Below are 25,718 nucleotides of genomic sequence, written 5' to 3'. Positions count from 1 at the left end.
AGCCTTTACCTTAGCGCAACCCGTTGTCTGAACCCACTGTCTTCACCAAGGCTTGACGTTGGCGCCGTTATCGGTTTTCGTCGGGGTTTTCTGGTCCCCGTTTACCGGGCCGTTGGGTTGATTGGCCTTGAGTGTTTCCTCGACCTGCTTGCGTTGTTCGTCAGTGAGCCCTTGGTTGTCACCGTTGCCGGAACCCGAGGAGTTCGAGCTTTTAGCATTGGCTTTGCCATTGGTCCCGTTCCCCTTGCCGCTGATATTGGCTATTTTGCGCTTGGTCGAAGTCGTGAGTTTGCCGGAAATATCGCTGTTGACGTTGATGAGTTCTTTGGTATTGGGGGAGAGCAGGGCGTTCAGCCGGCGAGCGTTGTCGAACTGGGCGTTGGCCTGATCGAGTTGCGCCTTGAGACGTTGCGGATCGGCATTCGGATTTTTGGCGTATTCGAGGCTGGCATTGAGCGATGCCGTGGCTTGGTTGTAGTTGTCGATGGCTGTCATATTCGCCAGCAGCACCCCGGCGATCACCAGGAAGACGACGGCCACTATCCCCATGACGATTCGCACCGGCAATGATGCCATGGTCTGCCGTTTCCCGCCGTTTGTTTTTGAATTTGCCGAACGACTTGCCTTGCCTTGGATTTCGGGCTTGGCGGTTTTGGCTTGTGTGGCCGGGGGCAGGGGAGCGGCGATGGCCTTGTTCTTGTTCTTTTTCACAGCAGCCTCCTTGAAGTCGCCAGCCAACTGGCCATTTCCATGGCCAGCAATGCGGCCAGGGCTATCGAGAAAGGCCACACCAGAGGCATGACGCGTTCACGTCGTTTCGGAGTGTCCACGGTCCTGAAATGTTTGGAAATCGAGGCCACGGAGGATTTGTCCAGCTTGTGCGTGCCATCGAGCACAATGCATTTTCCGCCCATTTCGTCGGCGATTTCGGTCAAGTTTTTCTTATCCATTTTCGAGATTCCCGGCTGGCCCGTGGCGGGATCGTTCACCCAGCCTTCTTCGTCGGTATCGCTTTGATCGCTTTCGGAGTTGGTGGGCCCTGCTTTGATTTCCGGAATCTGGCCGCCTTGCTCGCTGCCGACGGCAAGGGTGAAGGCGTCGTCAAGATACTGACGAAGCGAAGAGAAGGTGCGACGCGGTTTTGCGGAAGTCTGCTCGCCGTCGGATATATAATACAACACGATTTTGTCGTGCGGGTGGGCCGTGCGAATTTGTTTGAGCGTCACAAGCAATGGATCGATAGGAGCGTCCAGGTTGGATCCGGCAGATACCGCAGTCGGTTCTGTGTTGAGCCCGGAGGCCCAGTTGCGGATGGCACCGATATCCGGGGTCAGCGGCACGTCCATGGTTGCGCTTGCGCCGAAATGCACGGCCGCGAAACTTGAATTGTCATAGATGCCGGTCAAATCATCGATGGCTTTTTTGGCTGCTTCCAGCCGTGTCATCGTCTTTGTCGTTGCATATTGCGCGTCGTCGACGGCCATGGAGCCGGTCACATCAGTGGCGATGATGACATCGGTAGTGTTCACCGCCCTGCTGGTCGTGCTGGCGATGGTGGAAGGGGTCAATGCCAGAATCGCGATGATGACGCAGATGGCGCAACGTCGGACGCATGCCCACAGGGTTTCGTCGCTTTCATCTTTCCGGCGACGGTGAACCACAACCACGGCAATCGCGAAGCCGATCATGATCGCCGCGATGGCTAGGCCTGCAGGCCAGCCGAGCGCAGGATTGAAACGCAGGGTCATAAGATTGTCGAGGTTCATCGTTTGAGCCTCCAAGCAAGGCCTATCCAAAGCGCCACCAACAGCGCCAATGCCAATGTCCACCAGCCTGGGGCATCCACCAAAGCTGCCTTACGGACCTTCTCTTCGTCACGGTTCTTCCGCTTTTCGATGGTCTGTACGAGGTTTTCTATCGGTTTGCCGGAATGGACGGAGAAATACGAGCCACCATGGGAGGTGATGTCACGTTGCATTTCAACGGTCGAAGCGTCATTCTCGCTGCTGGCGGGTCCTGCGTACAAGCCGTCCACCACGATGCCGGCCTTGCGCGTCAGATCCAAGGCCGAACCCAGCGTATAGGTCGATTTGCCGGAGAAATTATCGGTCGCCAGCACGATCGAGGCTTTGTCGGCCTCGTCTTTAGCCCGATTCGTCTTGCCATAGGTGAAGCCGGGCAACATCGCCGCACAACTGACCAGACCGTCGCCGATCAGGCTGGTTTTGTCCTTACGGTTCTGGGTGCCTTCGATAAGGTCGGAGAACTCCTGAAGGGTGCGATCATCGGTTTTGTTGATTTTGTCCTGAGTCGAGATGTTTCCCAGGATGTCGCTGGCGTTTTTGAGCTGGTTTGAGGCCAATTGGTAATCGTCGGTCAGCGGAAAGAGCGTACGTGAAGTTGAATTGAACAGACTCAAGCCAATGCGTTCACCTTTGAAATTGGAAATGAGCCGTTGATACGACGCAAGGACCTGATGATCGTACGAAAGCATCGAGGGGGAGACATCGAGACACAGAACGATATCGCGGTTTGAAGCCCTTTCGTCGGCTTCGTCCACGGTGGAAGGCCTGGAAACAGTAGTCAGGGAAAGTAGAAGTGCTGCCACCAAAACCACTATGGCCACACGTCCCAATACCCGCCATTGACGGAACAATTCTCCGACATGTTCGTTATTGAGGTCCTCGTCAAGGTCGAAGACCGGAATCTGCGGCGACTTGCTCGGTCGATGCGCGCAGACAAACTGCCAGACGATGATCAAGGCGATTGCGGCGATGAGCCCTATTGCGCCGGCACAGGGCCAATGCCATTCGAGGTTCATCTCCGCCACCTTTCAATCAGGTTGGAAACCCATTCGGCAGCCTGTTCCACGCTGGTGGCGCGGGCTTGCTCATGGCGTTCGACGTCGGCGAATTCCGGGGGATAGAGGGCGCTGATGGTCTGACGCAGCAGTTTCATCCCCGGGTCGGCCGACTCGGGGAGGGGAAGATGGTTGATGTCGGCAAGGGTGTAGGAGCTCATGTCTTTATGGGTTTTGATACCGGCAAAGTCACGTGCCACTTGAGCCAGGTCCCGTAGTGCCGCATCCCGTGACAAATCGCCCTTTGCGTGTCTTTCGACGATGCCGTTGATGCGTGCACGCCATGCCGTTTTGTCGTTCTGGGCGCTATGGGCGCCGTGGACTTTCACAGGAGTCTGCTTTTTTGGCCTTGAAAGCAGCAAAATCGCAATGACCAGAATGACCGCGGCCGCAAGAAAGATGATGAAGGCGACGATAAGGGTCGTCGGCATCCTGATCAGGCCTTCCGGTTTGTATTCGGCCATATCGACGGTGTTCATCTGCAGGTTTTGCAACCCGTTGAAATGCGCTATTGGTGGGTTTGCCGCTGCCAGTGCGCCATGAGGAAGGATCAGCGGTTGCATCGTCGAAATCATGCCATTTCTCCCGCAATGATGGAGGATGCGTCAAATGAGGCATACGAAGTCTGTTTCAATGTCACGCTCACCAGATGGATGAATTGGGAGAACATGTCTTCGCTCGATGTCGTACGTATCAGCGTGGCTCCGCTGGCCTTGAGATGTTCTTGCAATTGTGCGGTCAAGTACCGGCGATGGGTATCGACGGAATTCGCGGATTGCTGGTCGATCAGGAATGCGGGAATACGGCGTCCGTCAAGTCCGTCCGTGATCTGGCCGAACGGGACCTTTCTGAATGGATTCAATGTCGCTACGTCGATGAGCATGAGTGGGTGCATCGCGGCAATCAGCCGCAAAGAGTGCAGGTGATCGCCGCTCAGGGCATGTTCGTCGGTGGCGATGACCACCAAGGAGCCTTTGTCGTTTAATGTTCTGGCGTAGGCCAACAGGGCCTCGAAATTGCGTGGGGAAAGAGTCTGCCCGCCACCAACCGCGTTATCGATGGCCTGTTCGAATTGTGCCAGACCACCTTTGAACGGCTTTCGGATGATGTTCAAGCTGTCAGCAAACACGAGTGAGATTCTGTCATGCCTTCGCGCGCTCAAGGCTGCAAACATGCACATGGCGTTGCAGGCCACCTCTCTTGCGGTTTCCCCGGAGGATGTACGACCTTCCATCTCCAACCCGTTGTCGATGAGCAGATGGACGCGCGAGGTCACCAGGCGTTCGCGATCGATGACCATGGGATGTCCTTGCTTGGCGCTGGCTTTCCAATCGATGAGCCTTGCCTCGTCTTCGAACGTGTAATCCCTGGTGGACATCGGGTCATTATTCCCGCCGAGTCGTGTCGACGAATGCTCGCCCTCGAGTACGCCCAAGGCGCGGCGCACCGTAGGCAGGGTCAGCGTTGAGGAAAGAGTTTCGATTTTCCCGCGCACTTTTCTCGACGCCTGGGAGACGTGACGTGGGTCGTGCCTCATGGAACGGGCACCGTTTCGATGATGGAGTCGATGATCTGGTCGGGATTGGTGCCTTCGGCCTGGGCTTCGAAGGTCAGAAGGATTCGGTGGCGCATGATCTCATGGACGAACTTCTTGATGTCTTCGGGGATGACGTAGTCGCGTCCGTTCAGAAGAGCCTGTGCCTGCCCGATACGGACCAGCGAAATGGAGGCACGTGGGCTTGCGCCTAAACGAACTTTGGCTGCCAGGTTCTTGATGGGATGGCTGCCGGCCCCACGTGAGGTGGCCACCAGATCGACCGCATAATTCATGATGGCTTCAGAAACGTGCACACGGCGTGCGGCTGCACGCAGGAAGTCGACGTCGGCGATGCTCAGGGCGTCCTGAGCAGGAATGGTCGGATCGACCACATCCGTTCCCCGAGTGGTGAGCATGGAGAGCATGCGGGTCTCGTCGGCAGCGCTGGGATAAGTCATGACGGACTTCATCATGAAACGATCCATCTGCGCCTCCGGAAGGGTGAATGTGCCCTCCTCCTCAATCGGATTTTCCGTGGCGATCACCATGAACGGTGTGGGTAGTGCGATGCGTTTGCCGCCGATGGTGGTAGCGCCTTCGGCCATGGCCTCAAGCATGGCGGACTGCGTTTTGGCATTGGAACGGTTGATTTCATCGAGCAGGACGAAGTTGGCGTGGATCGGGCCTATCTGCGTGGAGAACTGCTGGGTCGAGAAGTCGAAGATCTGCGTGCCCACCAAATCCGAGGGCATCAGATCGGGAGTGCATTGGACTCGGCGGAAGGTGCCCGAAACCGAAGTCGCCAATGTCTGGGCCGCGGTGGTTTTGGCCAGTCCCGGCACCGATTCGATGAGGATATGACCCCCGGCGATCATCGTGGTGATGAGGGCCTCACGAAGGTTCTCCTGACCGATGAGCGTTTGCGCGAAACGCATGCGGATACGGTCTGCGAGCTGCTTGGCCCGGGTGCCGTCACTTGCCCCTGTGCTCGTAGTGGCAGGGGCAGGAATGGAGGTATTGGGCTGCTGTTGCTCGGCAGTCTGCGGCGAACGAGGATGTGGGGGGAAAATGGCCATAACGCTTCAATTCTAAATTTTTAAATCTGATGTTTATTGCTCTGTGTGAGGCATTGTAGCCGAAGGTAGAGTCGAGTCCGACGTAAGATCCCAATTGATCGGAGTTGCTCCCATTTGCTGCAATGCCACGTTGGCGCGTGAAAATGGGCGCGAGCCGAAGAATCCCCTTGACGCGGAAAGTGGGCTTGGGTGAGGGGATTTGATGATGAAGGCATTGGTGAGCAGGGGCTCGAGGCTTTGTGCGTTGCGGCCCCAGAGGATGGCGACCAATGGCTTGGGGTTGCCCTGTTCATCTTTGCGTGCGTTCAAGGCGGTGATGGCGGCATCCGTGATTTTCTCCCAGCCTTTCCCTTGGTGGCTGTTGGGACGGCCGACGCCTACGGTCAGGCAACGGTTCAGGAGCATGACCCCCTGGCCACACCACGGTGTGAGATCACCGTTCTGGGGGATTGGCAGGCCGAGGTCGTCGTGCATCTCCTTATAGATGTTCTGCAGGCTTTTGGGTACGGGGCGTACGTCGGGGGAGACACAGAAGCTCAATCCCACGGGATGGCCTGGAGTGGGGTAAGGGTCCTGCCCCACAATCAGCACCTTGATGGATTCAAAAGGTATGGTGAAGGCCCGAAGGATGTTGTGACTCGCCGGTAGGTAGCGGCGTCCTGCCCTATGCTCGCCGCGCAGGAAATCCCCCATACGGTGGATGTCCGGTTCCACGTCAGCCAAGGCTTGCGCCCATCCGGCCTCGACGAGTTGCGCGAGTGGTTTGATATGCGTTTCGCTCATGGTTTTACTTTAGGTTTGGGCCAGTATGTTTGTTTTTTTGATTGTTCCCAGCAAAGAGTATTTTTTGACTGCGGAGGACGCTATAGTAAGTATGAATTGTTTGTAGCGGTACATATGGAGGAGAATTATGGCGCGCGATGACCGAGCTAACTATGAGTCTTATCAGAAGGATGCGTTCGACAACCCCCCGAAGGGACCTATAGGTGTTCATCGTGGCAATACCTCATTGCTTTCTCGCTCGATTCCGTATTTTATCGTAGTCATCGTGGCTATCCTGGCAGGCTTGTTGGTTTGGGGATTCTATTCAGGCGAGCTGCAAAAAGCCTTCACTGGTCACAGTGAGAGCCAATCCCAAAGCGTAGCCGCTCCGAAGACCGAGAAGAAAAAGGCCGTCAAAGAGGATACGGACACGACGAGCAAGTCCGATACCGACACTTCCACCAACCAGCAGCAACAACAGGCGACCCCTCAGCCCACCCAGCAGGTGAACAAGCAGACCGCGGTTCAGGTTGTCAACGCCACCCGTACCACCGGTTATGCCGCCAAGAAGAAGGCGGTGCTCGACCAGGCCGGGTATTCAAGTGTGACCGCCGGCAACGCCACGGGCACCCTTCCTGCTTCGACGGTCGTCTGGTACCAGAACGATAGTGACAAGGCCACGGCACAGGATGTCGCGAATACCTTGGGGATTCAAGCCGTAGAGCAGCACAACGGCATCTCACAGGCCATTGTCGTGATGCTTCTCAATTGATGCTCAGCTGTTTGGGCTCTTTGTAGACCGCTTTAACGAAAAGGCGCTATCCCGACTTAATATCTGTCCTTTTATGTTTTTATTGTTCATTTTCTCGGCGTGTTGCGTGTTTTTGACTGGGGTTCTGTCTATAGTGAGAACATGTTACGTGATGTGGTATTCGGAATCAGCCGGGTGCCTCATATTGTTTTCGCGTGACACTCGGATGAGAGAATGGTTATTATGGCACAAGGTACCGTTAAGTTCTTCAATGCTGGCAAGGGTTACGGATTCATCAGCCCCGATGACGGGAGTGAGGATGTATTCGTTCACTATTCCGCTATTCAAAGCGATGGCTTCAAGAAGCTTGATGACGGCGATAAGGTGGAATATGAGTTTGAGCAGGGCCCGAAGGGTCTGCAGGCGACAAGCGTCACCAAGCTCTGAAAGCTAGCATATAGCTACATTTAACGGAGGGTCCCGGTTCGTGTGAATCGGGATTCTCCGTTTTTTCATGCCAACAGCGCAATTTCCTCAGTTTTGGCACTCGACGGGTGGGAGTGCTAATCTAGAAATTAGCACTCGAAGCCTGAGAGTGATAATCGGCAGCTGACGGTTGGTTATCGTACTTCAAAGATTTTGGGTGAGTCAATATTAGCTGTGTAGCCAATTGTGGAGGAAACAATGGCAAAGATGATTGCGTACGACGAGGAAGCTCGTCAAGGAATGCTTGCGGGTCTCGATGAACTCGCCAATACCGTTAAGGTCACGCTGGGCCCGAAGGGCCGCAACGTCGTGCTCGACAAGAGCTACGGCGCCCCGACCATCACCAACGATGGCGTTTCGATTGCCAAGGAAATCGACCTTGAGGATCCTTACGCACGTATTGGTGCGGAACTGGTCAAGGAAGTCGCCAAGAAGACCGATGACGTCGCAGGCGACGGTACCACCACCGCGACCGTGCTCGCCCAGTCTCTCGTGCATGAAGGCCTGAAGAACGTGGTCGCCGGATCGAACCCGGTGGCCCTGCGCCGCGGCATCGAGAAGGCCTCGGACGCCGTCGTCAAGGAGCTTGTCTCCGTGGCCAAGGATGTGGAGACCAAGGAACAGATCGCTGCTACCGCTACGATTTCCGCCGGCGATCCTGAAATCGGCGAGAAGATCGCCGAGGCACTCGACAAGGTCGGCCAGGATGGCGTCGTGACCGTCGAAGACAACAACCGCTTCGGTCTCGATCTCGACTTCACCGAAGGCATGCGTTTCGACAAGGGTTACATTTCCCCGTACTTCGTCACCAATAACGACGAGCAGACCGCAGTTCTCGACAACCCATACATCCTGCTCACCAGTGGCAAGCTCTCCAGCCAGGAGGACGTCGTCCACATTGCCGAGCTCGTCATGAAGAGTGGCAAGCCGCTGCTCATCATCGCCGAGGACGTTGACGGCGAAGCGCTACCGACCCTGATCCTGAACAAGATCCGTGGCACCTTCAATTCCTGCGCCGTCAAGGCTCCTGGCTTCGGCGACCGCCGCAAGGCCATGCTGCAGGATATCGCCATCCTGACCGGCGCTCAGGTCGTCTCCGACGATCTGGGTCTGAAGCTCAACTCCGTTGATATGTCCGTCTTGGGTCAGGCCAAGAAGGTTATCGTCTCCAAGGATGAGACCACCATCGTTTCCGGTGCCGGCTCCAAGGAAGACGTCGAGGCTCGCGTCTCGCAGATTCGTGCCGAGATCGACAATACCGATTCCGATTATGATCGCGAGAAGCTGCAGGAGCGTCTCGCCAAGCTCGCCGGTGGCGTGGCCGTGATCAAAGTCGGTGCCGCTACCGAGGTCGAGGCCAAGGAACGCAAGCACCGCATCGAGGATGCCGTTCGCAACGCCAAGGCCGCTATCGAAGAGGGCCTGCTGCCCGGCGGTGGTGTCGCGCTCGTCCAGGCTGCCAAGAAGGCCGAGGATTCTGCCGATATCAAGGCTCTGACGGATGAAGAGGCCACCGGTGCCGCCATCGTCTTCCGCGCCATCGAAGCCCCGATCAAGCAGATCGCCGAGAACTCCGGTGTTTCCGGTGATGTCGTCTTGAACAAGGTTCGTGAACTGCCCGAAGGCCAAGGCTTCAACGCCGCGACCAACCAGTATGAGGATCTGCTCGAGGCCGGTGTGGCCGACCCGCTGAAGGTCACCCGTTCCGCCCTCCAGAACGCCGCTTCCATCGCCGGCCTGTTCCTGACCACCGAAGCCGTGGTGGCCAACAAGCCGGAACCGAAGCCGGCTGCCCCTGCAGGCCAGGGCGCAGACATGGGCTACTGATTCGAGCTTGACCACCGAAGCTGAAAAGCTGTAGGGGATCGTTAGGATTCCAAGGCGCCGGTACCTTTTTAAGGTACCGGCGCCTTTTGTCGTTTGATTCGATATTTGACAGTCGACAAACAGCCTGTTCGATATGGCTTTTTATTTCTGCCGGCTGATTGTTTCTTGTTCAGTCTTCTTTGTGTCGGTAGCGGACCTGCGTTTCATTGGTGAACCTGTTCGCTACAGTGGTTGATATGTCAGCCAGTATTTTGCGTCTCAGCGATGGTGTCGAAACCTCAGACGGATTTTCTTGTGACCTTTCGGCATCTACCAAGCTATTGAAACGCGGTTCTCAACGATTTTTGGGGCTTATCGTTGCCGTCATGGCCTCAGCGCTTGTCTGTTGCCTTCTTCTCGGATTCGTGCAACCGGCTCAGGCGGCAGGCTCGACGACAGGTGAGCTCAGCGCCGACGTGACCGATCCGCAGAACCTTCTTGGTGGCGATGTCTCCAAAGTCAACGATGAAATCGCTTCGACCAAACAGGAGACCGGAGTGACGGTACGGCTCCTGTATCTGGCCAATTTCACCGGATCCAAAGATCCTGACAAATGGGCGGGGGAGAGCCTGCAATCGACCAATCCTCCGGCTAACACCGTCCTGCTTGCAGTCGCTTCCAACGACGGCAGGCTCGTGGTTGCCGTCTCGCATAATTCGGACAACTGGCTTAAAGACAAAGACCACGTCTCCCAACTTTCCCAAGCCGCGCTCGGACCGATACAAAAGGGAGACAATCCTGATTGGTCTGGTTCGGCAAGTGCGATGATGAATGAAATCAAGGTGTTGCACAAGCAGGAAACTTCGAAAAAGCCGAAGCTCGTCATCGGGATCGCAGTCGTGGTGGTGCTGGCGGTCATTGTCATAGGCGTGGTCGTTGTGTTGCGTCAACGTAAGGGAACGAAAAAGAAGATGGCGAAATCCGCCGGAGGTAAGGTCAAGACAGTCGATGAAAACCGTGCAACGGGAGAAACGGATGTCGAAGGTGCGAAACCCAAGGCCAAAGGACCGCGGCATAGCAAGAGGTGATAAACGATTGTCTGTCGTGTGATGCTACTGTCTGTTCGATTTCCAAGATGATGCTTGCTGAGATATTGAGCTGAGTGATGAATCATCCAATTTGTGCAGGAAGCATTCAGGAAACATACAGCCAGAAGAGTAATCCTTATGATTATGAGCAAACAAATAGAAGCATCAATCGTGGTTGTGGACGACGAACCATCAATCCGTGATTTGCTGGTCGCATCACTGCATTTCTCCGGGTTCGAAGTGGCTACTGCCGCATCGGGAACCGAGGCCATCGAGGTCATCGAAAAGACGCAGCCTGACCTGATCGTTCTCGATGTGATGCTGCCTGATATCGACGGCTTCACCGTAACGCGCCGCATCCGTCAGGAAGGCATCGACGCGCCGGTTCTTTTCCTCACCGCCCGCGATGACACCCAAGACAAGATCATGGGGCTTACGGTCGGCGGCGACGATTACGTCACCAAACCGTTCAGCCTTGAAGAGGTGGTCGCCCGCATTCGTGCCATCCTGCGTCGTACGCACGAGCAGGTGGAGGATGACCCGGTCATCCGCGTCGGCGACCTTGAAATCAACGAGGACTCCCATGATGTTTCCCGCGCAGGGCAGACTATCGACCTGAGCCCCACCGAATATAAGCTGCTTCGCTACCTGATGGATAACGTCGGTCGTGTGCTTTCCAAGGCGCAGATTCTGGACCACGTCTGGCAATACGACTGGGGCGGGGATGCGGCCATCGTGGAATCCTATATTTCCTACCTACGCAAGAAGGTCGACGGTGTGGTCGTCGCTGACCCGGACGGCACCAAGCATAAGGTCGCCCCGCTGATCGAGACCAAACGCGGCATCGGCTACATGATTCGCGAGCCGAAGGACCAGTAAGACCTGATGATGAAACCACAGACATCGGCCGAGTCGCAGGCATTCGGCAAACCGGAGGAGGGGACAAGCACCGAAGCGGATGACTTTGCGGGGAAGGATTCCGCGACCAAGGATGGTGCCGCACAGCTGGACAACACCCATAGTAATTCCGGCAAAGCCGCCAAACCAGCTAAAGGCAGCAAACCGAGCAGGTTTCCGGCTTTGGCACGGATGCGCAAACGTTTGCTTTCCCGCCTGGATTCGGTACCGCTTTCCACCAAGCTGGTCGCCTGTACGCTCGTTTTGCTCATGGTCGGCACGTTCGGTATTTCGCTGACCATCCGTCAATTGGTCAGCAGCTATCTGGTGCAGAAGACCGACACCCAGCTGCGTGATCAGGCCCAGTTGGTCTATAGCAACGTCGATTTGCTGAGCCGCAAAGACGAGAATGAGAATGTCGGACCCAATGAATATTTCATGCAATGGCGTGACAGCAAAAGCAACATCATCATTAGAACGCCTTTGGTTCCTGTATTACGCAATAGCGTCGTTTCTGAACCGGTGCTGCCCGACAACGGGTCCATGGGGGACGTCCAGTACGATAAGCCTTTCACCGCCCCTGCCAAAGTACGGGAGTTGAACCCGTCGGTGAAAGCGGACAACCGCACCATGCAGGTGGCCCAGGCCCCTTGGCGCGTGCTTGCCTTGGAAGGCCGTGAACGCGGGCCAGACGGTACCAGCTCGGTGAAGATGACGGTGTATATCGGGGTGTCGATGGCCGACCAGATCGACATTATCTCTACGTTGACCCAATACTCGATTTTCGTCAGTATCATCATCGTACTGCTTGGTGCCGTGGTGGCTACCCTCATCATTCAACGCACGTTGCTGCCGCTGAAACGTATCGAGAAAACCGCAGCCAAAATCGCTGCAGGCGACCTGAGCCAGCGTGTTCCCACGGCGCCGGAAAACACCGAAGTCGGCTCCCTTGCTGCCTCGTTGAATGCCATGCTGGCACGCATCGAATCGAGCTTCCGCGAGCAGCAGGAAACTACCGAAAAGATGAAGCAGTTCGTCTCCGACGCCAGCCATGAGCTGCGCACGCCTTTGGCGACGATTCATGGCTATTCGGAGCTTTACCATATGCAGCGTGATTTGCCGGGCGCCCTGGAACGCGCCGACGAATCCATTGATCATATCGAGGCTTCGAGCCAACGGATGACCGTGCTTGTCGAAGACCTGCTTTCGTTGGCACGCCTTGACGAAGGGCGTGGCATCGATATGACCCAGCAGGTCGATCTGAGCCAGCAGTTGAAGGATGCCGTCGATGACTTGCATGCTTTGGACAACGACCGGGTGATTCGTCGCGGTAGGCTGGAACTCAACGCGAAAGATGGCAATAAACCGGCACATCTGTCATTCCACGAAGGCGAATTCCCGGCGGTGACGTTGACTGGCGATGCCTCGAGGCTGCGTCAGGTCATCACCAACATCGTCGGCAACATCCATCGTTACACGCCGTCGGATTCCCCGGTCGAGGTCGCTCTGGCCATCCTTCCCGCCTCCATAAGTCCTGAATCGTTGCAACGTATGCCCTCCAATTCGCAGTCGCTGCGCTACTTCCTCGAGGCAGTAGAAGTTGGGCAATCCATGCAGATGGGCATGAACTACGCCGTATTCAGCTTCATGGATCACGGCCCTGGTGTACCGGCGGACCGTCAATCCCAGATTTTCGAACGATTCTATACCGCCGACCCCTCTCGGGCCCGCCAAAAAGGCGGCACTGGACTTGGCATGTCCATCGCTCAATCCGTGGTACGGGCCCATCACGGGTTCATCGATGCCACTACGACCACCAACGGCGGAGGCCTGACCCTGACCGTCATTCTTCCTCTCGGACCGGTCGAGCCCCAGATATCCGCTGCTTCTGCAAATTCTCGGGACGGCAAAGGCGACAAATCCGGCAAGCAGACGAAGCAAGGTCGTCAGGCCAAGCAGAATAAGCAGGGAAACCATCCAAGCAGATGGTCACGTCGCGATAAGAACAAATCGAATCAAAACAAATCACAGCAAAACGAGGCAAGCTGATAGTTTCGCGGTTTGCGCAGCCGTTACGCTAGACTGGTGGTAGACCAAGAAAACGGAACGGGAACGGTATTCCCATAGAAGTTACAGGATGAGCGAGGTGTGTCATGCCCAGCGGGAAAGTACGTTGGTTCGATTCTAAGAGGGGCTACGGCTTTATCACCGACGAGGAAGGCAACGATGTGTTCTTGCCTGCGGCGGCATTGCCGGCAGGTACGTCGACCTTGCGTAAGGGAGCTAAAGTCGAGTTCTCTTTGGTTGACGGCCGCAAAGGCCCTCAGGCCATGGATCTGCATGTCATGGGACCGGCGCCTTCAGTGGTCCGCGCCACCAGGCCCAAGCCTGACGACATGGCCGCCATTGTCGAGGATTTGATCAAACTGCTCGATCAGGCCGGCAATTCCTTGAGACGTCATCGCTACCCGAATCCCGGTGAAAGCCGTAAATTGGCGACGTTGCTGCGGGCCGTCGCCGATGATTTCGATGTCGAGGACTGAAAAAACGGAAGGCGAAATGGCGGAAGACAGTATGGCAGATACAACGGCAGATGCAATTGAGCAACCCGATGAAGAGGCGAAGCTCGATCCACGCGCTTTGGCGAAATCGGTGGTGCTTTCTGTGGCCGACGAACCTGAAGAGGTGGGTGACTTCTCACAGAGCATCGATTTAGGCGACAATGTCACTGATTTCCGTTTTGTGTGTCTACGGAAGGGCTATGAGGGTTGGCAATGGGCGGTGACTCTCTATCACGATGTTGAGGCTGATTCATGGAGTGTCAACGAATCCACGCTTGTCCCGACCAAGGATTCATTGCTGGCGCCGGCTTGGATTCCTTGGAAGGACAGGCTTGAGGCCGCCGACCTTTCGGTGACTGATTCATTGGGCACCGATCCGGATGATCCGCGCATGGAGGACGGGTTCCGCAAGACCGAGGTTGTTGAAACCCAAGAAGACAACGTCTCCGATGACGGCAAGAAAATTACCGAGACCACTGTCGAAGCCAATGTTTCCGTCAGTGATGATGAGCCTTCATCTGCGGCAGATAACAAGGACAGCAGTGACGAAGATGCCGGCAATAATGACGGATCCGAAAACGTCGAAGGTCGGAGCGGCCAGGATGCTTTCGAAATTGATCCTGAAACGGGACTCAGCGCCGAACTTGAGGATACAGTCGAACAATTCGGCCTTTCGCGTCGGCATGTCATGAGTGAACTTGGACGCTCACAGACCGCAAAACGCTGGTATGAAGGGCAGCACGGACCGAAATCGCTTTCCACCAAGACGGCAGACGGCAATCTTTGCTCGACCTGTGCTTTCTTTATCGGGCTCAAAGGGGATTTGGACACGATGTTCGGGGTATGCGCGAATCGGTGGAGCCCGGATGATGGACGTGTGGTTTCCTTGGATCACGGTTGCGGGGAGCATTCCGAAATCGAACAACCCGAACCCTCGCATCTGTGGGTGCAGTCCAAGCCCGCCTTTGATGATCTGCATATCGATATCATCGCTCAGGCACCGCGTGAGGAGCGCGGTCAGGTCGAACTTATCGAATCGATTGATGAGGATGATGACGTTGTCGACGACGAATCTGACGAATCAGATGAAACCGGTGATCAGACCGCGACCGAGAACGATATCGCTGAACAAGCTGTTCCAGGCTCGTTGGATGATGATGACGACAGCGATGACGACGAGGATGATGCCATCGGGAAAGGCACGGTGGGCAGCGCCGTCACTGCCGATGTGGCTGTGGAATCCACCATCGATTTGAGTGACGACAATTCTGAGGACGATTCCGACGAATCAGATAATGACGAATCCGGCGAATCTATTGAAGATGCCTCCGATGATGCCGCTTCTGAATCTGAAGAGTATGTGAACAACGAGAAAACAACCGGCAACGTTTGAAATTGCAGGATCATAAGCTTGTGTGGCTACCGATGAGCGCATTCTAGCCGTTTCTGTCACCTTTGTTGCGTTCTCAGCGCAATAGGCGCGCGACATGAAATAAACGTCACCATAAATCGGTAGAGTTAAATGGATTATCAACAGTGGAAGGACAAGTATGTTCGAACGGTTTACTGACCGTGCCAGGCGCGTGATCGTGTTGGCGCAGGAAGAAGCCAAAGCCCTCCAGCACAACTATATCGGCACCGAACATCTGCTGCTCGGTCTGATTCGTGAAGGCGAAGGCATCGCGGCCAAGGCGCTGGCCGCCAAGGGCGTTACTTTGGAAGACACCCGTAAGCAAGTGGAGGAAATGATCGGCAAGGGTAACGCTGCGCCAAATGGTCATATTCCGTTCACTCCGCACGCCAAGCAGGTTTTGGAATTGAGTCTGCGCGAGGCGTTGCAATTGGGGCACAGCTACATTGGCACCGAGCACATCCTGCTCGGCCTCATCCGTGAGGGCGAGGGCGTGGGCACTCAGGTGCTCATCAAAATGGACGTCGACCTGGGCGAGCTTCGCAGCTCCACCATCGACCTCATTCGTGGCAACTCCGGTGGTGCCGAGGGCGAAGGCAAGGGTGATCTTGCCAACGCAGGCAGCGTGGAGAACAAAGGTCGTCAAACCGGTTCCGCCATCCTTGACCAGTTCGGCCGCAACCTCACCTCGGAAGCCGCGGAAGGCAAGCTTGACCCTGTTATTGGGCGTGCCAAGGAGATCGAGCGCGTCATGGTTGTGCTTTCGCGGCGTACCAAAAACAACCCGGTTTTGATTGGCGAGCCTGGCGTTGGCAAAACGGCCGTCGTTGAAGGCTTGGCGCAGAAGATTCATGCCGGCGACGTGCCGGAGACTTTGAAGGACAAACAGGTTTATTCGCTTGATCTGGCCTCCATGGTGGCCGGTTCGCGTTACCGCGGCGATTTCGAGGAACGCCTCAAGAAGGTCCTGAAGGAAATCAAGACCCGCGGCGACATCGTGCTCTTCATCGACGAGATTCATACAATCGTCGGCGCTGGTTCGGCGGATGGCGCGTTGGGCGCTTCCGACATCCTGAAGCCGATGCTGGCCCGTGGTGAGCTTCAGACCATTGGTGCGACTACAACCGACGAATACCGCAAGTACATCGAGAAGGACGCAGCGCTCGAACGTCGTTTCCAGCCTATCCAGGTCGATGAGCCGTCCATCGCAGACACCATCGAGATTCTGAAGGGTCTGCGCAGCCGGTACGAAAACCACCACAAGGTGACCATCACCGACGGCGCGCTCCAGGCTGCGGCCGAGCTTTCGTCTCGCTATATTCAGGACCGTAACCTGCCTGACAAGGCCATCGACCTTATCGACGAGGCAGGCGCACGTCTGCGTATCAAGCGTCTCACCGCGCCGCCGGAGCTCAAAGAGCTTGACGGCAAGATTTCGAAGATCTCCGACGAGAAGGACAAGGCCATCAAGGGTCAGGACTTCGAGAAGGCCGCGGAACTGCGCGATCAGGAAGACAAGCTGCAGGCCGAGCGCAAGGAGAAGGAAAAGACCTGGCGCGAGGGCGGCAGCGACGTCAAAATGGTTGTGGATGAAGAAGTGATCGCCGAGGTCGTCTCCTCGACCACGGGCATCCCGGTCTTCAAGCTCACTCAGGCCGAATCTAAGAAGCTCTTGAATATGGAGTCCGAGCTGCACAAGCGGATCATCGGCCAGGACGAGGCGGTTTCCGCGCTTGCCCGTTCGATTCGTCGTACGCGTGTGGGTCTGAAGGATCCGAAGCGTCCTGCGGGTTCGTTCATCTTCGCTGGCCCTACCGGCGTCGGCAAGACCGAGCTGGCCAAGGCGTTGGCGCAGTTCCTCTTTGATGACGAGGACGCACTGATTCGCGTCGATATGTCTGAGTTCTCTGAGAAGTATGCCGCTTCGCGTCTCTTTGGCGCGCCTCCGGGGTACGTCGGCTACGAAGAAGGCGGCGAGCTCACCGAGAAGGTGCGTCGCAAGCCGTTCTCCGTCGTGCTCTTCGATGAGATCGAGAAGGCTCACCCCGACATCTTCAACACGCTGTTGCAGGTGCTTGATGATGGTCACTTGACCGACGGCCAGGGACGCAAGGTGGACTTCAAGAACACCATCATCATCCTGACCACGAACCTCGGTACCAAGGACATCGCCAAGGCCGCCAACACCGGCTTCAGCTCCGGCAATGACCAGGAGTCGAGCTACGAGCGCATGAAGAGCCAGGTGACCAGCGAGCTCAAGCAGCAGTTCCGTCCTGAGTTCCTGAACCGCCTTGACGACATCATCGTCTTCCGCCAGCTCACAGAGCCTCAGGTGCGTCAGATCGTTGATCTCGACCTGACTCAGTTGAACGATCGTCTTTTCGAGCGTCACATGACGATCGAACTGACCGATGCTGCCAAGGATCTGCTCGCGCAGAAGGGCTTCGATCCGCTGCTCGGTGCCCGTCCGCTGCGTCGCGTCATCACGCGCGACATCGAGGACGCCGTCTCCGAGAAGATTCTGATGGGAGATCTGAAGAACGGCGAAAAGGTTGAAGTCGACGCCGAAGGCGAAGGCATCTTGGGCGAGTTCACCTTTAAGGGTGTGCCCTTCGAAGATCCGAACGCCAAGCCGGCAGAGGCTGATGGTAAGCAGCCCGAGCTGGTAGGTGTCAGTGCGCCGGCTGATACGGCTGTTGCATCCACTGATTCCGGTGATGCGCCAGTCGCTCCATCCTCAACATCAGGATCTGAACCGTCTACGGATACGCCGTCGGGTACTTCGAGTGATTTTCCGGCTGACCCTGGTTCCGATGCACAAGGCACGGGTGTCTCATCTACTCCGAGTGAGTGATGCTGATTTAAAGAGTCCGCACCACAAAGACCCGGTTCCCTTAAATAAGGAGCCGGGCCTTTGCATATTTGATCCGAGTTGCGGCAAAAAGCACGAAATATGGCTTGAAAATGTGCCCTTGATCGCCTTTTGGCCAAAAGAAAGTGGGGAAGACCTGATAATCTGGTAATCGAGAGAAAAATCAGCAACACTGGGTTGCGTATCCAACGAGGGGTAGTTTTATGCGAACAAAAGTGCGGGGAATTATCGGTATAGTGGCGGCGTTGCTTTGCATCGGTAGCCTCGCCGGTTGCGGAGCCAAGAGTTCCGAACCGAGTGCCAGCGAAGTCGCTGACAGATTCTCTGTGATGGAAAAGTATGATGTCAAACCCAACGGAGACACAACAACTGTTACTACTTCCAAAAGTGGCACGCTTTACGTTCTGGCTTATCGCGACAATTTGAAAAAGGTGAAAGTCGAAAGCTGCACGGTCGATGGCAATCCTATGAAAGCAAGTACCGAAGATCTCAACTATCCAGACTCCAAAGGCGAGAACCTCTTCGCATTTGCACAGGCAAAGATTGGACAATCCGGTGACCACAAGCTTAGCTGCGACCAGTCCGGGACGGCCAATTTAAAAGGGTTGTTTGAAGCTACAAAATAGAAAATTATCGGATCTTCAATACCACTGAGGAGAAGAAAGATGAACAGTCAAAAAAAACGTATTTTTTTGCGTATGTGCATGCATAGTTGTCTGTCTTGCTTTGCCGTTATCTCTCGGTGGATGTGGGAATGATGGCTCGTTACCGCATGGTAATGAAAGTGTTTCTTCCTCGGAATCATCGAAGGTCAAGGATACGGGCAAAAACTTTTTCAAAGAAATGTATCAGGGCGATTCAAAATCAATTATGAGTTATGCCAGTAAGCGTTGCTCGGATGATACATCTCTAGCCAAGAAATACGATTTAATCGGCTCATTGAGACTCGATAAAAATTGGCATAAAAATCTCCAACACATTACTCAAGGTATTGATAAAGGCAAGGTGGTAAAGGGAGATTCCGATTCTTCGGCTATCCTCACAAGCGATGCAGTGGTCGATTTAGGTTTTGCCAAGGAAGATGGGCATTGGAAAATCGACTATCAGACTTGTAAATTGGTCGCCCAAGGCGGATTCATCAAAGACGACTGATCTTGCTTTCTGTCGGAATTAGTTGGCGAAGCATATCAGGATGAGACCAAGCATTTGTGCTCGTCAGTAGCGCGAAAGCCGGCCCCCATGACAACCACAGGCACTCCGGCTTTCACTTCCCTTTCCCCAGCGGGGTGGGCTTAATTGAAGAATATGACATTTCTAAAGGAAAATCAAATTATTTTAGCCGCAAAATCCTAAATCCTCGATGTCGATTTCGAAGGGACATTCTTCGTTCTGGGACGTTTCTTGCGTTGAATTATATATTCCTAGTAACTGGTCCGGCAACCATAATCTTGCATCCTGTGACCCCGGAATGAAATCGACATGAAGGTTATTGATAAATTTTCTGCTCCGAAGCCCGTCGATTAGCCTTATATCGCGGGCATTCTGATGGCTTTCTCTTGATTCCATAATAAGGGAGTGCACGTTGTATCTATTTTCAAGTAAAGGAAGTAATGATTCGAAGCACTTATGCCTTGCTCTTTCCTCTTTAGCTTTGTTGGTTAACGTGGTCGATATGATGATGCATTGCAATGGAAGATTGGAAAGTATCTTTGTGGTTCTGCTTCGTTGAGAATCAGACATTTCGTACCAATGAAGTTTCGATGATTGATGTGGCTTGATTGGTTCCAATGTTTTTCTGACTTCTGCTTCATTGAGATTACATAGGCAGATGCCAAGCAGATATCTCAGATATGAAGAAGACTTTCATCGCCCATGCAGTTAAATCATGCATTTCTTACCTTCTCCAACAAATTATCGTGATCATAATTATCCGAAAGAACGCTGGTTCATTAATTGAGTTCTAAAATAGATAATACAAATTTGTCGGTATTAAATATGAGAGTTGATTTTGAAATATAAAAATTTTCGTAAGCGAAGCAAGAGACAGGGCAGAAAATGATAAATTGGTTAATGAATAATCTATCTGTTTTCATAGGCATTTTACCTGGATCTCTTGTTGTTTTACGTAGCTTCATTGTGGAAGGTTTAGGCGGTGGGCGAGATTTTCGACGCATTAAACGACATGCAGAGTTACGTTCGAAGTTATCCACAGGAACAAAAGCTGCAGAGAATATGGATTCTTTACTTGAAATTGAAATTAAAAAATATAAGGAACGTATTTCTCATAAAATTCGACGTAGAATCAACAAAACGAATTTCATCCTTATTTTCATTATAGCTATAGGTGGGGGAGGCATTTCATATCTCTTGTTTATTCAGGCACAAAAATTTACAGGAATATTTTCTGTAATTTTATGGATTCTGTTTTGGGTTTTCACTGGTTTCATTGTTCTTCTGATAACTGTAGGCGGGCTTCCGCAATTATTTGATTATGAAGAGAAAACAGATTCGAAATAATCATTTCCACCTCTTACGAATTTAAAGAGCGTTGTTTGAAGCTGCAAAGTAAACGATTATGAAAAGTGGCTTGCACCAAATCGATGATGCAAGCCACTTTCTATAGTGCTATGGAAGTTTAGCGCCTACTTCACGGCGTTGAGCCACTGCTCCTTGGTGGCCTTTTCGGCCTCGAGCTCGGACTTCTTGGCTGGGTCGGACTCGGCGGCGATCTGAGCGTCGAGCTCATCGAGCTGAGCCTTGAGCTGGGCCTCGAAGCTGGAGACGCGGGCATCGGCCTCGGGGTCACTCTTCTGCCAAGCAGCCTGCTCGACGGCCTTGATCTTATTGTCGACGGCGTCGAGGCGGCTTTCGATACGGTGCATGTCCTCACGGGGCACGTAGCCGATCTGATCCCACTCATCCTGGATGTCGGCAAGAGCCTGACGCGCCTTCTTGGCGGCCTTTTCATCAGCGACCGGCACCAAAGCCTCGGCCTTCTTCAGCAGCTCTTCCTTCTTGGCGAGGTTGTCTTTCTCATTCGAGCTCATCTGGTCGCGATCGGCTTGGCGTGCGTTGAAGAAGACATCGCAGGCCAAGCGGAACTTGGCCCACAGCTCGTCATCTTCCTTGCGTCCGGCACGGCCGGCGGCCTTCCAACGGTCCATGAGCTCATTGAACTGGTGCGAAGTGGCGCCCCAATCGGTGGAATCCTTGATTTCGTTGGCTTCCTTGATGATTTCTTCCTTGACACGCTTGGTCTCTTCGCGGGAGGCGTCGCGAGCCTGCGCCCACTTACGGCGGTGCTGGTTGAAGGTGGTGCGGGCGGCGGAGAAACGCTTCCACAGGGCGTCCGCAGTCGGCTTGTCGATGCGGATGCTGGTGCGCTGATGTTCCTGCCACTGTTCAAAGAGCGAACGGAACTTGTCGGCGGTGGAACGCCAGTTCGTGTTCTCTGAAAGCGAATTTGCCAGCGCTTCGGCCTTCTCGACGATGGCGGTACGCTCCTTGATGGCCTTCTCGAGCGCGGCCTTGCGAGCTTCGGCGAGTTCGGCCTTCTTGGCTTCTCCAGCCTTCTTCAGCTCCTCGTACTGGGCCTTGAGCGCCGGGATGTCACCGACGATGGCTGGGTTGGTGGTTTCCTCGCCCAGCGTCTTGATGGACTCGTCAATCTCGCGAGGCTTGATATTCGCGGCCTTGAGACGCGTGGCGAACAGGTCGAGCTTGGCCTTGAGATCAAGATAGCGGCGTGCGTAGAGCGTCAGTGCTTCCTCGTTGGTCGCACCCGGGAACTCGCCGACCTCACGCTCCGTTTCGCCTTCCTTGACGTAGACGGTGCCCTTTTCATCGACGCGGCCGAAGGCTTTGGCGGCTTTCACATCGGCTTCAGAGTAGGTATGAGCAGGGGCTGCGACCGGATGCTTCGCTGGTTTCTTGGCAAAAGCCAAAGGGGAGGGGACATGCGGTTTCGGTGTGGGCTTGGCTGGTGTGGCAGGTGCGGGTGTTTGCACAGTGGGCGCAGTCGGCGTGTCGTTGGCCTTTGGTGCTTCCGGAGCAGCAGGCGCAGCTGGCGCTTCGGCCTTGGCCGTTTCAGTTTCAACCGGTGCCTGTGGGGCCGCCGGCTCTGCGGGTGTGGACGTGGCGCTGGCCTGTGCGTCCGCGGCAGGCTGCGCTGCCTGCGCGTTGGATTCATTGGTGTTTTGGGGTTCAGTGACTTGTTCGTCGGCCATGGCCAGCTCCTTGAGAGTCTTCGTGTAACAGGTGTTGCGGGTCCGAGACGAGCGCCTCATTTTTCCACAACACCACTTATTATAGGGAGTTATGGCAAAAGGCGCATCAATTTCAGGATTTCCGGAATGGCTACCTCAGGAAAGGGTGGTCGAACAGCGTGTTATCGACACGGTCCGTAGGGTTTTCGAACTCAACGGATTCATTGGCATCGAGACCAGAGCGGTGGAGGAAGGCTCGAGTCTCTTGAAAAAAGGTGAGACCAGCAAAGAGATTTATCTCCTGTCTCGTCTCCAGGAAGTAGGCCACGAATCCAACACGCCCATTGAGCGTCGCCTCGGTCTTCATTTCGATTTGACGGTTCCGCTGAGCCGCTACGTGGTCGAGCATTCCGGCCAGCTTGCCTTCCCGTTCAAGCGTTGGCAGATTCAGAAGGTCTGGCGCGGTGAGCGTCCGCAGGAAGGGCGTTTCCGCGAGTTCGTTCAGGCCGATATCGATGTGATCGGCAACGGCGAATTGGAAGACCACTATGAGGTCGAACTTCCGCTGGTCATGGTGCAGGCACTCGAGGAACTGCGTCAGTTCGGCCTGCCCAAGGCAACCGTACATGCCAACAATCGCAAGCTTTCCGAAGGTTTTTATCGTGGGCTTGGCCTGACTGATGTCGAAGGCGTGCTGCGTGAAATCGACAAGCTCGACAAGATCGGTGCCGACGAAGTGGTCAAGCTTCTGGTCAGCGAATGTGGCGCCGATGAGGCACAGGCTCGAGCCTGCCTCGAATTGGCGGAATTGACCGCTGCCGATGGCAAGGAGTTGTTGCAGAAGTTCGATGAGCTCTGCGCCAAGCACGATATCGCTCAGGACAGCGACGCCTACAAGCTCGCCCGCGAAGGTCTTGACACGCTGGCGATGATTGTCGACGAAGCGGCCATCACCCGTCCTGGTTCCGTCATCGCGGACCTGAAGATCGCCCGTGGCCTTGATTATTACACCGGTTCCGTCTACGAGACGTTCCTCGATGGGGCTTCCGAACTCGGCTCCATCTGTTCTGGCGGTCGTTACGACAACCTTGCTTCACAAGGCAGCAGGAAATATCCCGGCGTGGGTCTTTCTATCGGTTTGTCACGTTTGGTTTCCTATATGCTGCACACCGCCGGTGCGCACGCCTCCCGTGTTTCGCCGGCATCCGTTATGATCGCGGTCTGGAACGAGGACGATCGTCTGAATTGCAACCACATCGCCGCTGCCCTGCGCAAGCGTGGCATCGCCGCCGACGTGGCGCCGAAGGCCGCGAAGCTGGGCAAGCAGATCAAATACGCCGACAAACTTGGCATCCCGTATGTCTGGTTCCCGGCGGACGCATCGGGTGACGGCGAGGGCAGCGATCATGACGAGGTGAAGAACATCATCACCGGCGAGCAGGTTCCTGCCGATGTCAAGTCATGGCACCCCGATACTGTGTATGCTCAGCAAACCGTCTCTTTGGACAAGTAAAAGAGCGCGGATTTTCGCGGTTTTCAAGCGGTTAGTAGATAAGGAATAGAGGGAGCATGAGCCAGACGGCTTATAGAACACACCATGCCACTGAAGTGACCGAGGAACTCATCGGCCAAAAGGTAACCCTTGCGGGCTGGGTCGACCGCAGGCGCGACCACGGCGGCGTCGCCTTCATCGACTTGCGCGACAGCACCGGCCTGGTGCAGATCGTCATCTATGACGAGGAGATCGCCCGCCCGCTGCGCAGCGAATTCGTGGTGCAGGTCGTCGGAGAAGTGCGTGAGCGCCCGGACGGCAACGAGAACGAGCACCTTTCCACCGGCAAGGTCGAGGTTGTGGTCGAGAGCCTTAAGGTACTGGCCAAGGCTGATGCATTGCCGTTCCAGGTTTCCACCGCCCTCGAGAACGAGGCCGAGAACAAGCTTCCGGGCGAGGATGTTCGTCTGAAGTACCGTTATCTCGATTTGCGTCGTCCTTCCATGCAGAAGAACCTCAAGCTGCGCAGCGACATGACCCGCGCCGCACGTCATGCGTTGGAGGATATGGACTTCACCGAGGTGGAGACCCCGACCTTCATCAAGTCCACGCCTGAAGGTGCGCGCGACTTTGTGGTGCCGGCACGCTTGGTGCCGGGTTCCTGGTACGCGCTGCCGCAGTCCCCGCAGCTCCTGAAACAGCTGCTCATGGTCGGTGGTGTCGAGCGCTACTTCCAGCTCGCACGCTGCTACCGCGACGAGGACTTCCGTGCTGACCGCCAGCCCGAGTTCACCCAGCTCGATATGGAGATGAGCTACGTGGATCAGGAAGACGTGATGGCTATGGCCGAAAAGGTCATCGCGGCCATCTGGAAGACCCAGGGTTACGACATTAAACTGCCGATTGACCGCATCACTTGGCAGGACGCCATGGATAAGTACGGTTCCGACAAGCCTGACCTGCGTTTCGGCAACCCGATCGTCGAGCTCACCGATTACTTCAAGAACACGCCGTTCCGCGTCTTCCAGGCGCCTTACGTCGGTGCTGTGGTCTTCGAAGGCGGAGCCGACACCCCGCGTCGCCAGTTCGACGCATGGCAGGAATGGGCACGTCAGCGCGGGGCCAAGGGTCTCGCCTATGTCCAGTTCACTGGCGACGGAACCCTGAAGGGGCCTGTGGCCAAGAATCTTTCCGATGAGGAACGCAACGGGCTCAAAGAGGCCGTTGGCGCCAAGGATGGAGATGCGGTGTTCTTCGCTGCCGGTAGCCGTGAGTCGTCACAGCTGCTACTTGGTGCTGCCCGTGTCGAGATCGCCCGCCGCGCAGGCCTGCTCGATCCGAAGAAGTTCGCCTTCACATGGGTGGTCGACTTCCCGCTCTTCAAGCGCACTGACGACCCGGACGACGACGATGTGGCCGTGGGCCATTCCAAGTGGACCTCCATGCATCATCCATTTACTATGCCGAGTGCCGACTGGATCGACAAATTCGACAAGGATCCGGAACACGCCATGAGCGACTCCTACGACATCGTTTGCAACGGCGAGGAGATGGGCGGCGGCTCGGTGCGTATCCACCGCAACGATATCCAGGAACGTGTGCTCGACGTGCTCGGCATCGGCGAAGAGGAAGCCCAGGAGAAGTTCGGCTTCCTGCTCGAGGCCTTCAAATACGGCGCACCGCCTCACGCGGGCATCGCACTCGGATGGGACCGCACGGTCTCCATCCTTGCCGGTGCCGACAGTATCCGTGACGTCATCGCCTTCCCGAAGGCCGGTGGCGGCCGCGATCCGCTCACTGGTGCCCCGGCCCCGATTTCGGATGCCCAGCGCGCCGAAACAGGTGTCGATTACGATCCTGATGAGGATAAAGACTGATTCGGCTGTATTCGTTTTCTTGCTAGGGCAAGGAATT

General features: G+C 55.4%; 22 protein-coding genes. 14 read left to right on the top strand and 8 right to left on the bottom strand.

Going from position 1 to position 25,718, the window contains the following annotated elements; all coding sequences use genetic code 11:
* Window positions 1-42 precede the first annotated feature (42 nt).
* The 7 genes from PT279_RS05270 to PT279_RS05240 are packed head-to-tail and all read right to left on the bottom strand — an operon-like array spanning window position 43 to window position 6,256.
* A complete protein-coding gene (locus PT279_RS05270; protein ID WP_277166301.1) occupies window positions 43-711 on the bottom strand; it encodes a DUF6466 family protein in 669 nt (222 codons plus the stop codon).
* Window positions 708-1,766: a vWA domain-containing protein gene (locus PT279_RS05265; protein WP_277166298.1), complete on the bottom strand. Its 1,059-nt coding sequence runs from the start codon at window positions 1,764-1,766 to the stop codon at window positions 708-710. The genes PT279_RS05270 and PT279_RS05265 overlap by 4 nt, the downstream gene beginning before the upstream one ends.
* A complete protein-coding gene (locus PT279_RS05260) occupies window positions 1,763-2,821 on the bottom strand; it encodes a VWA domain-containing protein (RefSeq protein ID WP_277166295.1) in 1,059 nt (352 codons plus the stop codon). Before PT279_RS05260 ends, PT279_RS05265 begins: the two co-directional genes overlap by 4 nt.
* Window positions 2,818-3,435, bottom strand: coding sequence for a hypothetical protein (locus PT279_RS05255; protein WP_277166292.1), 618 nt, complete (start codon window positions 3,433-3,435; stop codon window positions 2,818-2,820). The genes PT279_RS05260 and PT279_RS05255 overlap by 4 nt, the downstream gene beginning before the upstream one ends.
* A complete protein-coding gene (locus PT279_RS05250) occupies window positions 3,432-4,397 on the bottom strand; it encodes a DUF58 domain-containing protein (RefSeq protein WP_277166289.1) in 966 nt (321 codons plus the stop codon). The genes PT279_RS05255 and PT279_RS05250 overlap by 4 nt, the downstream gene beginning before the upstream one ends.
* Entirely contained in the window at window positions 4,394-5,473 is a 1,080-nt protein-coding gene (locus tag PT279_RS05245) for a MoxR family ATPase (RefSeq protein WP_277166286.1), read from the bottom strand. The genes PT279_RS05250 and PT279_RS05245 overlap by 4 nt, the downstream gene beginning before the upstream one ends.
* A 33-nt stretch (window positions 5,474-5,506) precedes the next feature.
* A complete protein-coding gene (locus PT279_RS05240; RefSeq protein WP_277166283.1) occupies window positions 5,507-6,256 on the bottom strand; it encodes a uracil-DNA glycosylase in 750 nt (249 codons plus the stop codon).
* Between the two features lie 127 nt (window positions 6,257-6,383).
* On the opposite strand from PT279_RS05240, the gene PT279_RS05235 reads away from it, so the two are divergent.
* The 12 genes from PT279_RS05235 to PT279_RS05180 all read left to right on the top strand — a co-directional run bounded on the left by PT279_RS05235 (window position 6,384) and on the right by PT279_RS05180 (window position 20,624).
* Entirely contained in the window at window positions 6,384-7,007 is a 624-nt protein-coding gene (locus tag PT279_RS05235; protein WP_277166280.1) for a LytR C-terminal domain-containing protein, read from the top strand.
* A gap of 222 nt (window positions 7,008-7,229) precedes the next feature.
* Window positions 7,230-7,433 carry a cold-shock protein gene (locus tag PT279_RS05230; protein WP_277141744.1) on the top strand — a complete coding sequence of 68 codons (204 nt, stop codon included), beginning with the start codon at window positions 7,230-7,232 and terminating at the stop codon, window positions 7,431-7,433.
* A gap of 237 nt (window positions 7,434-7,670) precedes the next feature.
* Window positions 7,671-9,299, top strand: a complete 1,629-nt coding sequence (gene groL, locus PT279_RS05225; protein WP_277166276.1) for a chaperonin GroEL — start codon at window positions 7,671-7,673, stop codon at window positions 9,297-9,299.
* A 236-nt stretch (window positions 9,300-9,535) separates the two neighbouring features.
* Window positions 9,536-10,366 (top strand): TPM domain-containing protein, encoded by an 831-nt coding sequence (locus tag PT279_RS05220; RefSeq protein ID WP_277166273.1) that lies wholly within the window; start codon window positions 9,536-9,538, stop codon window positions 10,364-10,366.
* 144 nt (window positions 10,367-10,510) lie between these two features.
* Complete coding sequence (locus PT279_RS05215) at window positions 10,511-11,245, top strand: response regulator transcription factor (protein ID WP_277166271.1); 735 nt, start codon at window positions 10,511-10,513, stop codon at window positions 11,243-11,245.
* 210 nt (window positions 11,246-11,455) lie between these two features.
* Window positions 11,456-13,312, top strand: coding sequence for an ATP-binding protein (locus PT279_RS05210; RefSeq protein ID WP_277166598.1), 1,857 nt, complete (start codon window positions 11,456-11,458; stop codon window positions 13,310-13,312).
* Between the two features lie 104 nt (window positions 13,313-13,416).
* Entirely contained in the window at window positions 13,417-13,806 is a 390-nt protein-coding gene (locus tag PT279_RS05205; protein ID WP_277166268.1) for a cold-shock protein, read from the top strand.
* Window positions 13,807-13,837: 31 nt separating this feature from the next.
* On the top strand, window positions 13,838-15,217 hold the full coding sequence (locus tag PT279_RS05200; RefSeq protein ID WP_277166265.1) for a DUF3027 domain-containing protein: 1,380 nt from the start codon (window positions 13,838-13,840) through the stop codon (window positions 15,215-15,217).
* Window positions 15,218-15,374: 157 nt separating this feature from the next.
* Complete coding sequence (locus tag PT279_RS05195; protein ID WP_277166262.1) at window positions 15,375-18,089, top strand: ATP-dependent Clp protease ATP-binding subunit; 2,715 nt, start codon at window positions 15,375-15,377, stop codon at window positions 18,087-18,089.
* 221 nt (window positions 18,090-18,310) lie between these two features.
* Window positions 18,311-18,733: a hypothetical protein gene (locus PT279_RS05190; RefSeq protein WP_277166259.1), complete on the top strand. Its 423-nt coding sequence runs from the start codon at window positions 18,311-18,313 to the stop codon at window positions 18,731-18,733.
* A 217-nt stretch (window positions 18,734-18,950) separates the two neighbouring features.
* Window positions 18,951-19,259, top strand: coding sequence for a hypothetical protein (locus PT279_RS05185; RefSeq protein ID WP_277166256.1), 309 nt, complete (start codon window positions 18,951-18,953; stop codon window positions 19,257-19,259).
* Between the two features lie 918 nt (window positions 19,260-20,177).
* Window positions 20,178-20,624, top strand: a complete 447-nt coding sequence (locus PT279_RS05180; protein ID WP_277166253.1) for a hypothetical protein — start codon at window positions 20,178-20,180, stop codon at window positions 20,622-20,624.
* Between the two features lie 125 nt (window positions 20,625-20,749).
* Here PT279_RS05180 and PT279_RS05175 read toward each other — a convergent pair whose 3' ends face one another.
* Window positions 20,750-22,333, bottom strand: a complete 1,584-nt coding sequence (locus tag PT279_RS05175) for a DUF349 domain-containing protein (protein ID WP_348519372.1) — start codon at window positions 22,331-22,333, stop codon at window positions 20,750-20,752.
* Between the two features lie 91 nt (window positions 22,334-22,424).
* Here PT279_RS05175 and hisS point away from each other — a divergent pair, with 91 nt between their 5' ends.
* Window positions 22,425-23,825, top strand: coding sequence for a histidine--tRNA ligase (gene hisS, locus PT279_RS05170; RefSeq protein ID WP_277166247.1), 1,401 nt, complete (start codon window positions 22,425-22,427; stop codon window positions 23,823-23,825).
* Between the two features lie 56 nt (window positions 23,826-23,881).
* Window positions 23,882-25,681, top strand: a complete 1,800-nt coding sequence (gene aspS, locus PT279_RS05165) for an aspartate--tRNA ligase (RefSeq protein ID WP_277166244.1) — start codon at window positions 23,882-23,884, stop codon at window positions 25,679-25,681.
* Window positions 25,682-25,718: the final 37 nt, after the last annotated feature.

Origin of the sequence: Bifidobacterium sp. ESL0784, from assembly GCF_029433295.1 — a bacterium.
Classification (GTDB): Bacteria; Actinomycetota; Actinomycetes; order Actinomycetales; family Bifidobacteriaceae; genus Bifidobacterium.
The sequence above is the reverse complement of the archived record's forward strand: the minus strand, read 5'-3'. Positions and strand labels throughout refer to the sequence as shown.

What these genes read in the sequence shown, in the direction of transcription:
- PT279_RS05235 (WP_277166280.1), top strand. Translation starts at nt 6,384, where the DNA reads ATGGCGCGCGATGACCGAGCTAACTATGAGTCTTATCAGAAGGATGCG.
- aspS (WP_277166244.1), top strand. Translation starts at nt 23,882, where the DNA reads ATGAGCCAGACGGCTTATAGAACACACCATGCCACTGAAGTGACCGAG.
- PT279_RS05220 (WP_277166273.1), top strand. Translation starts at nt 9,536, where the DNA reads ATGTCAGCCAGTATTTTGCGTCTCAGCGATGGTGTCGAAACCTCAGAC.
- PT279_RS05195 (WP_277166262.1), top strand. Translation starts at nt 15,375, where the DNA reads ATGTTCGAACGGTTTACTGACCGTGCCAGGCGCGTGATCGTGTTGGCG.
- PT279_RS05210 (WP_277166598.1), top strand. Translation starts at nt 11,456, where the DNA reads ATGCGCAAACGTTTGCTTTCCCGCCTGGATTCGGTACCGCTTTCCACC.
- PT279_RS05240 (WP_277166283.1), bottom strand. Translation starts at nt 6,256, where the DNA reads ATGAGCGAAACGCATATCAAACCACTCGCGCAACTCGTCGAGGCCGGA.
- PT279_RS05265 (WP_277166298.1), bottom strand. Translation starts at nt 1,766, where the DNA reads ATGAACCTCGACAATCTTATGACCCTGCGTTTCAATCCTGCGCTCGGC.
- hisS (WP_277166247.1), top strand. Translation starts at nt 22,425, where the DNA reads ATGGCAAAAGGCGCATCAATTTCAGGATTTCCGGAATGGCTACCTCAG.
- PT279_RS05260 (WP_277166295.1), bottom strand. Translation starts at nt 2,821, where the DNA reads ATGAACCTCGAATGGCATTGGCCCTGTGCCGGCGCAATAGGGCTCATC.
- PT279_RS05230 (WP_277141744.1), top strand. Translation starts at nt 7,230, where the DNA reads ATGGCACAAGGTACCGTTAAGTTCTTCAATGCTGGCAAGGGTTACGGA.
- PT279_RS05180 (WP_277166253.1), top strand. Translation starts at nt 20,178, where the DNA reads ATGAATAATCTATCTGTTTTCATAGGCATTTTACCTGGATCTCTTGTT.
- PT279_RS05245 (WP_277166286.1), bottom strand. Translation starts at nt 5,473, where the DNA reads ATGGCCATTTTCCCCCCACATCCTCGTTCGCCGCAGACTGCCGAGCAA.
- PT279_RS05190 (WP_277166259.1), top strand. Translation starts at nt 18,311, where the DNA reads ATGCGAACAAAAGTGCGGGGAATTATCGGTATAGTGGCGGCGTTGCTT.
- PT279_RS05250 (WP_277166289.1), bottom strand. Translation starts at nt 4,397, where the DNA reads ATGAGGCACGACCCACGTCACGTCTCCCAGGCGTCGAGAAAAGTGCGC.
- PT279_RS05185 (WP_277166256.1), top strand. Translation starts at nt 18,951, where the DNA reads ATGTATCAGGGCGATTCAAAATCAATTATGAGTTATGCCAGTAAGCGT.
- PT279_RS05175 (WP_348519372.1), bottom strand. Translation starts at nt 22,333, where the DNA reads ATGGCCGACGAACAAGTCACTGAACCCCAAAACACCAATGAATCCAAC.
- PT279_RS05205 (WP_277166268.1), top strand. Translation starts at nt 13,417, where the DNA reads ATGCCCAGCGGGAAAGTACGTTGGTTCGATTCTAAGAGGGGCTACGGC.
- PT279_RS05255 (WP_277166292.1), bottom strand. Translation starts at nt 3,435, where the DNA reads ATGATTTCGACGATGCAACCGCTGATCCTTCCTCATGGCGCACTGGCA.
- PT279_RS05215 (WP_277166271.1), top strand. Translation starts at nt 10,511, where the DNA reads ATGAGCAAACAAATAGAAGCATCAATCGTGGTTGTGGACGACGAACCA.
- groL (WP_277166276.1), top strand. Translation starts at nt 7,671, where the DNA reads ATGGCAAAGATGATTGCGTACGACGAGGAAGCTCGTCAAGGAATGCTT.
- PT279_RS05200 (WP_277166265.1), top strand. Translation starts at nt 13,838, where the DNA reads ATGGCAGATACAACGGCAGATGCAATTGAGCAACCCGATGAAGAGGCG.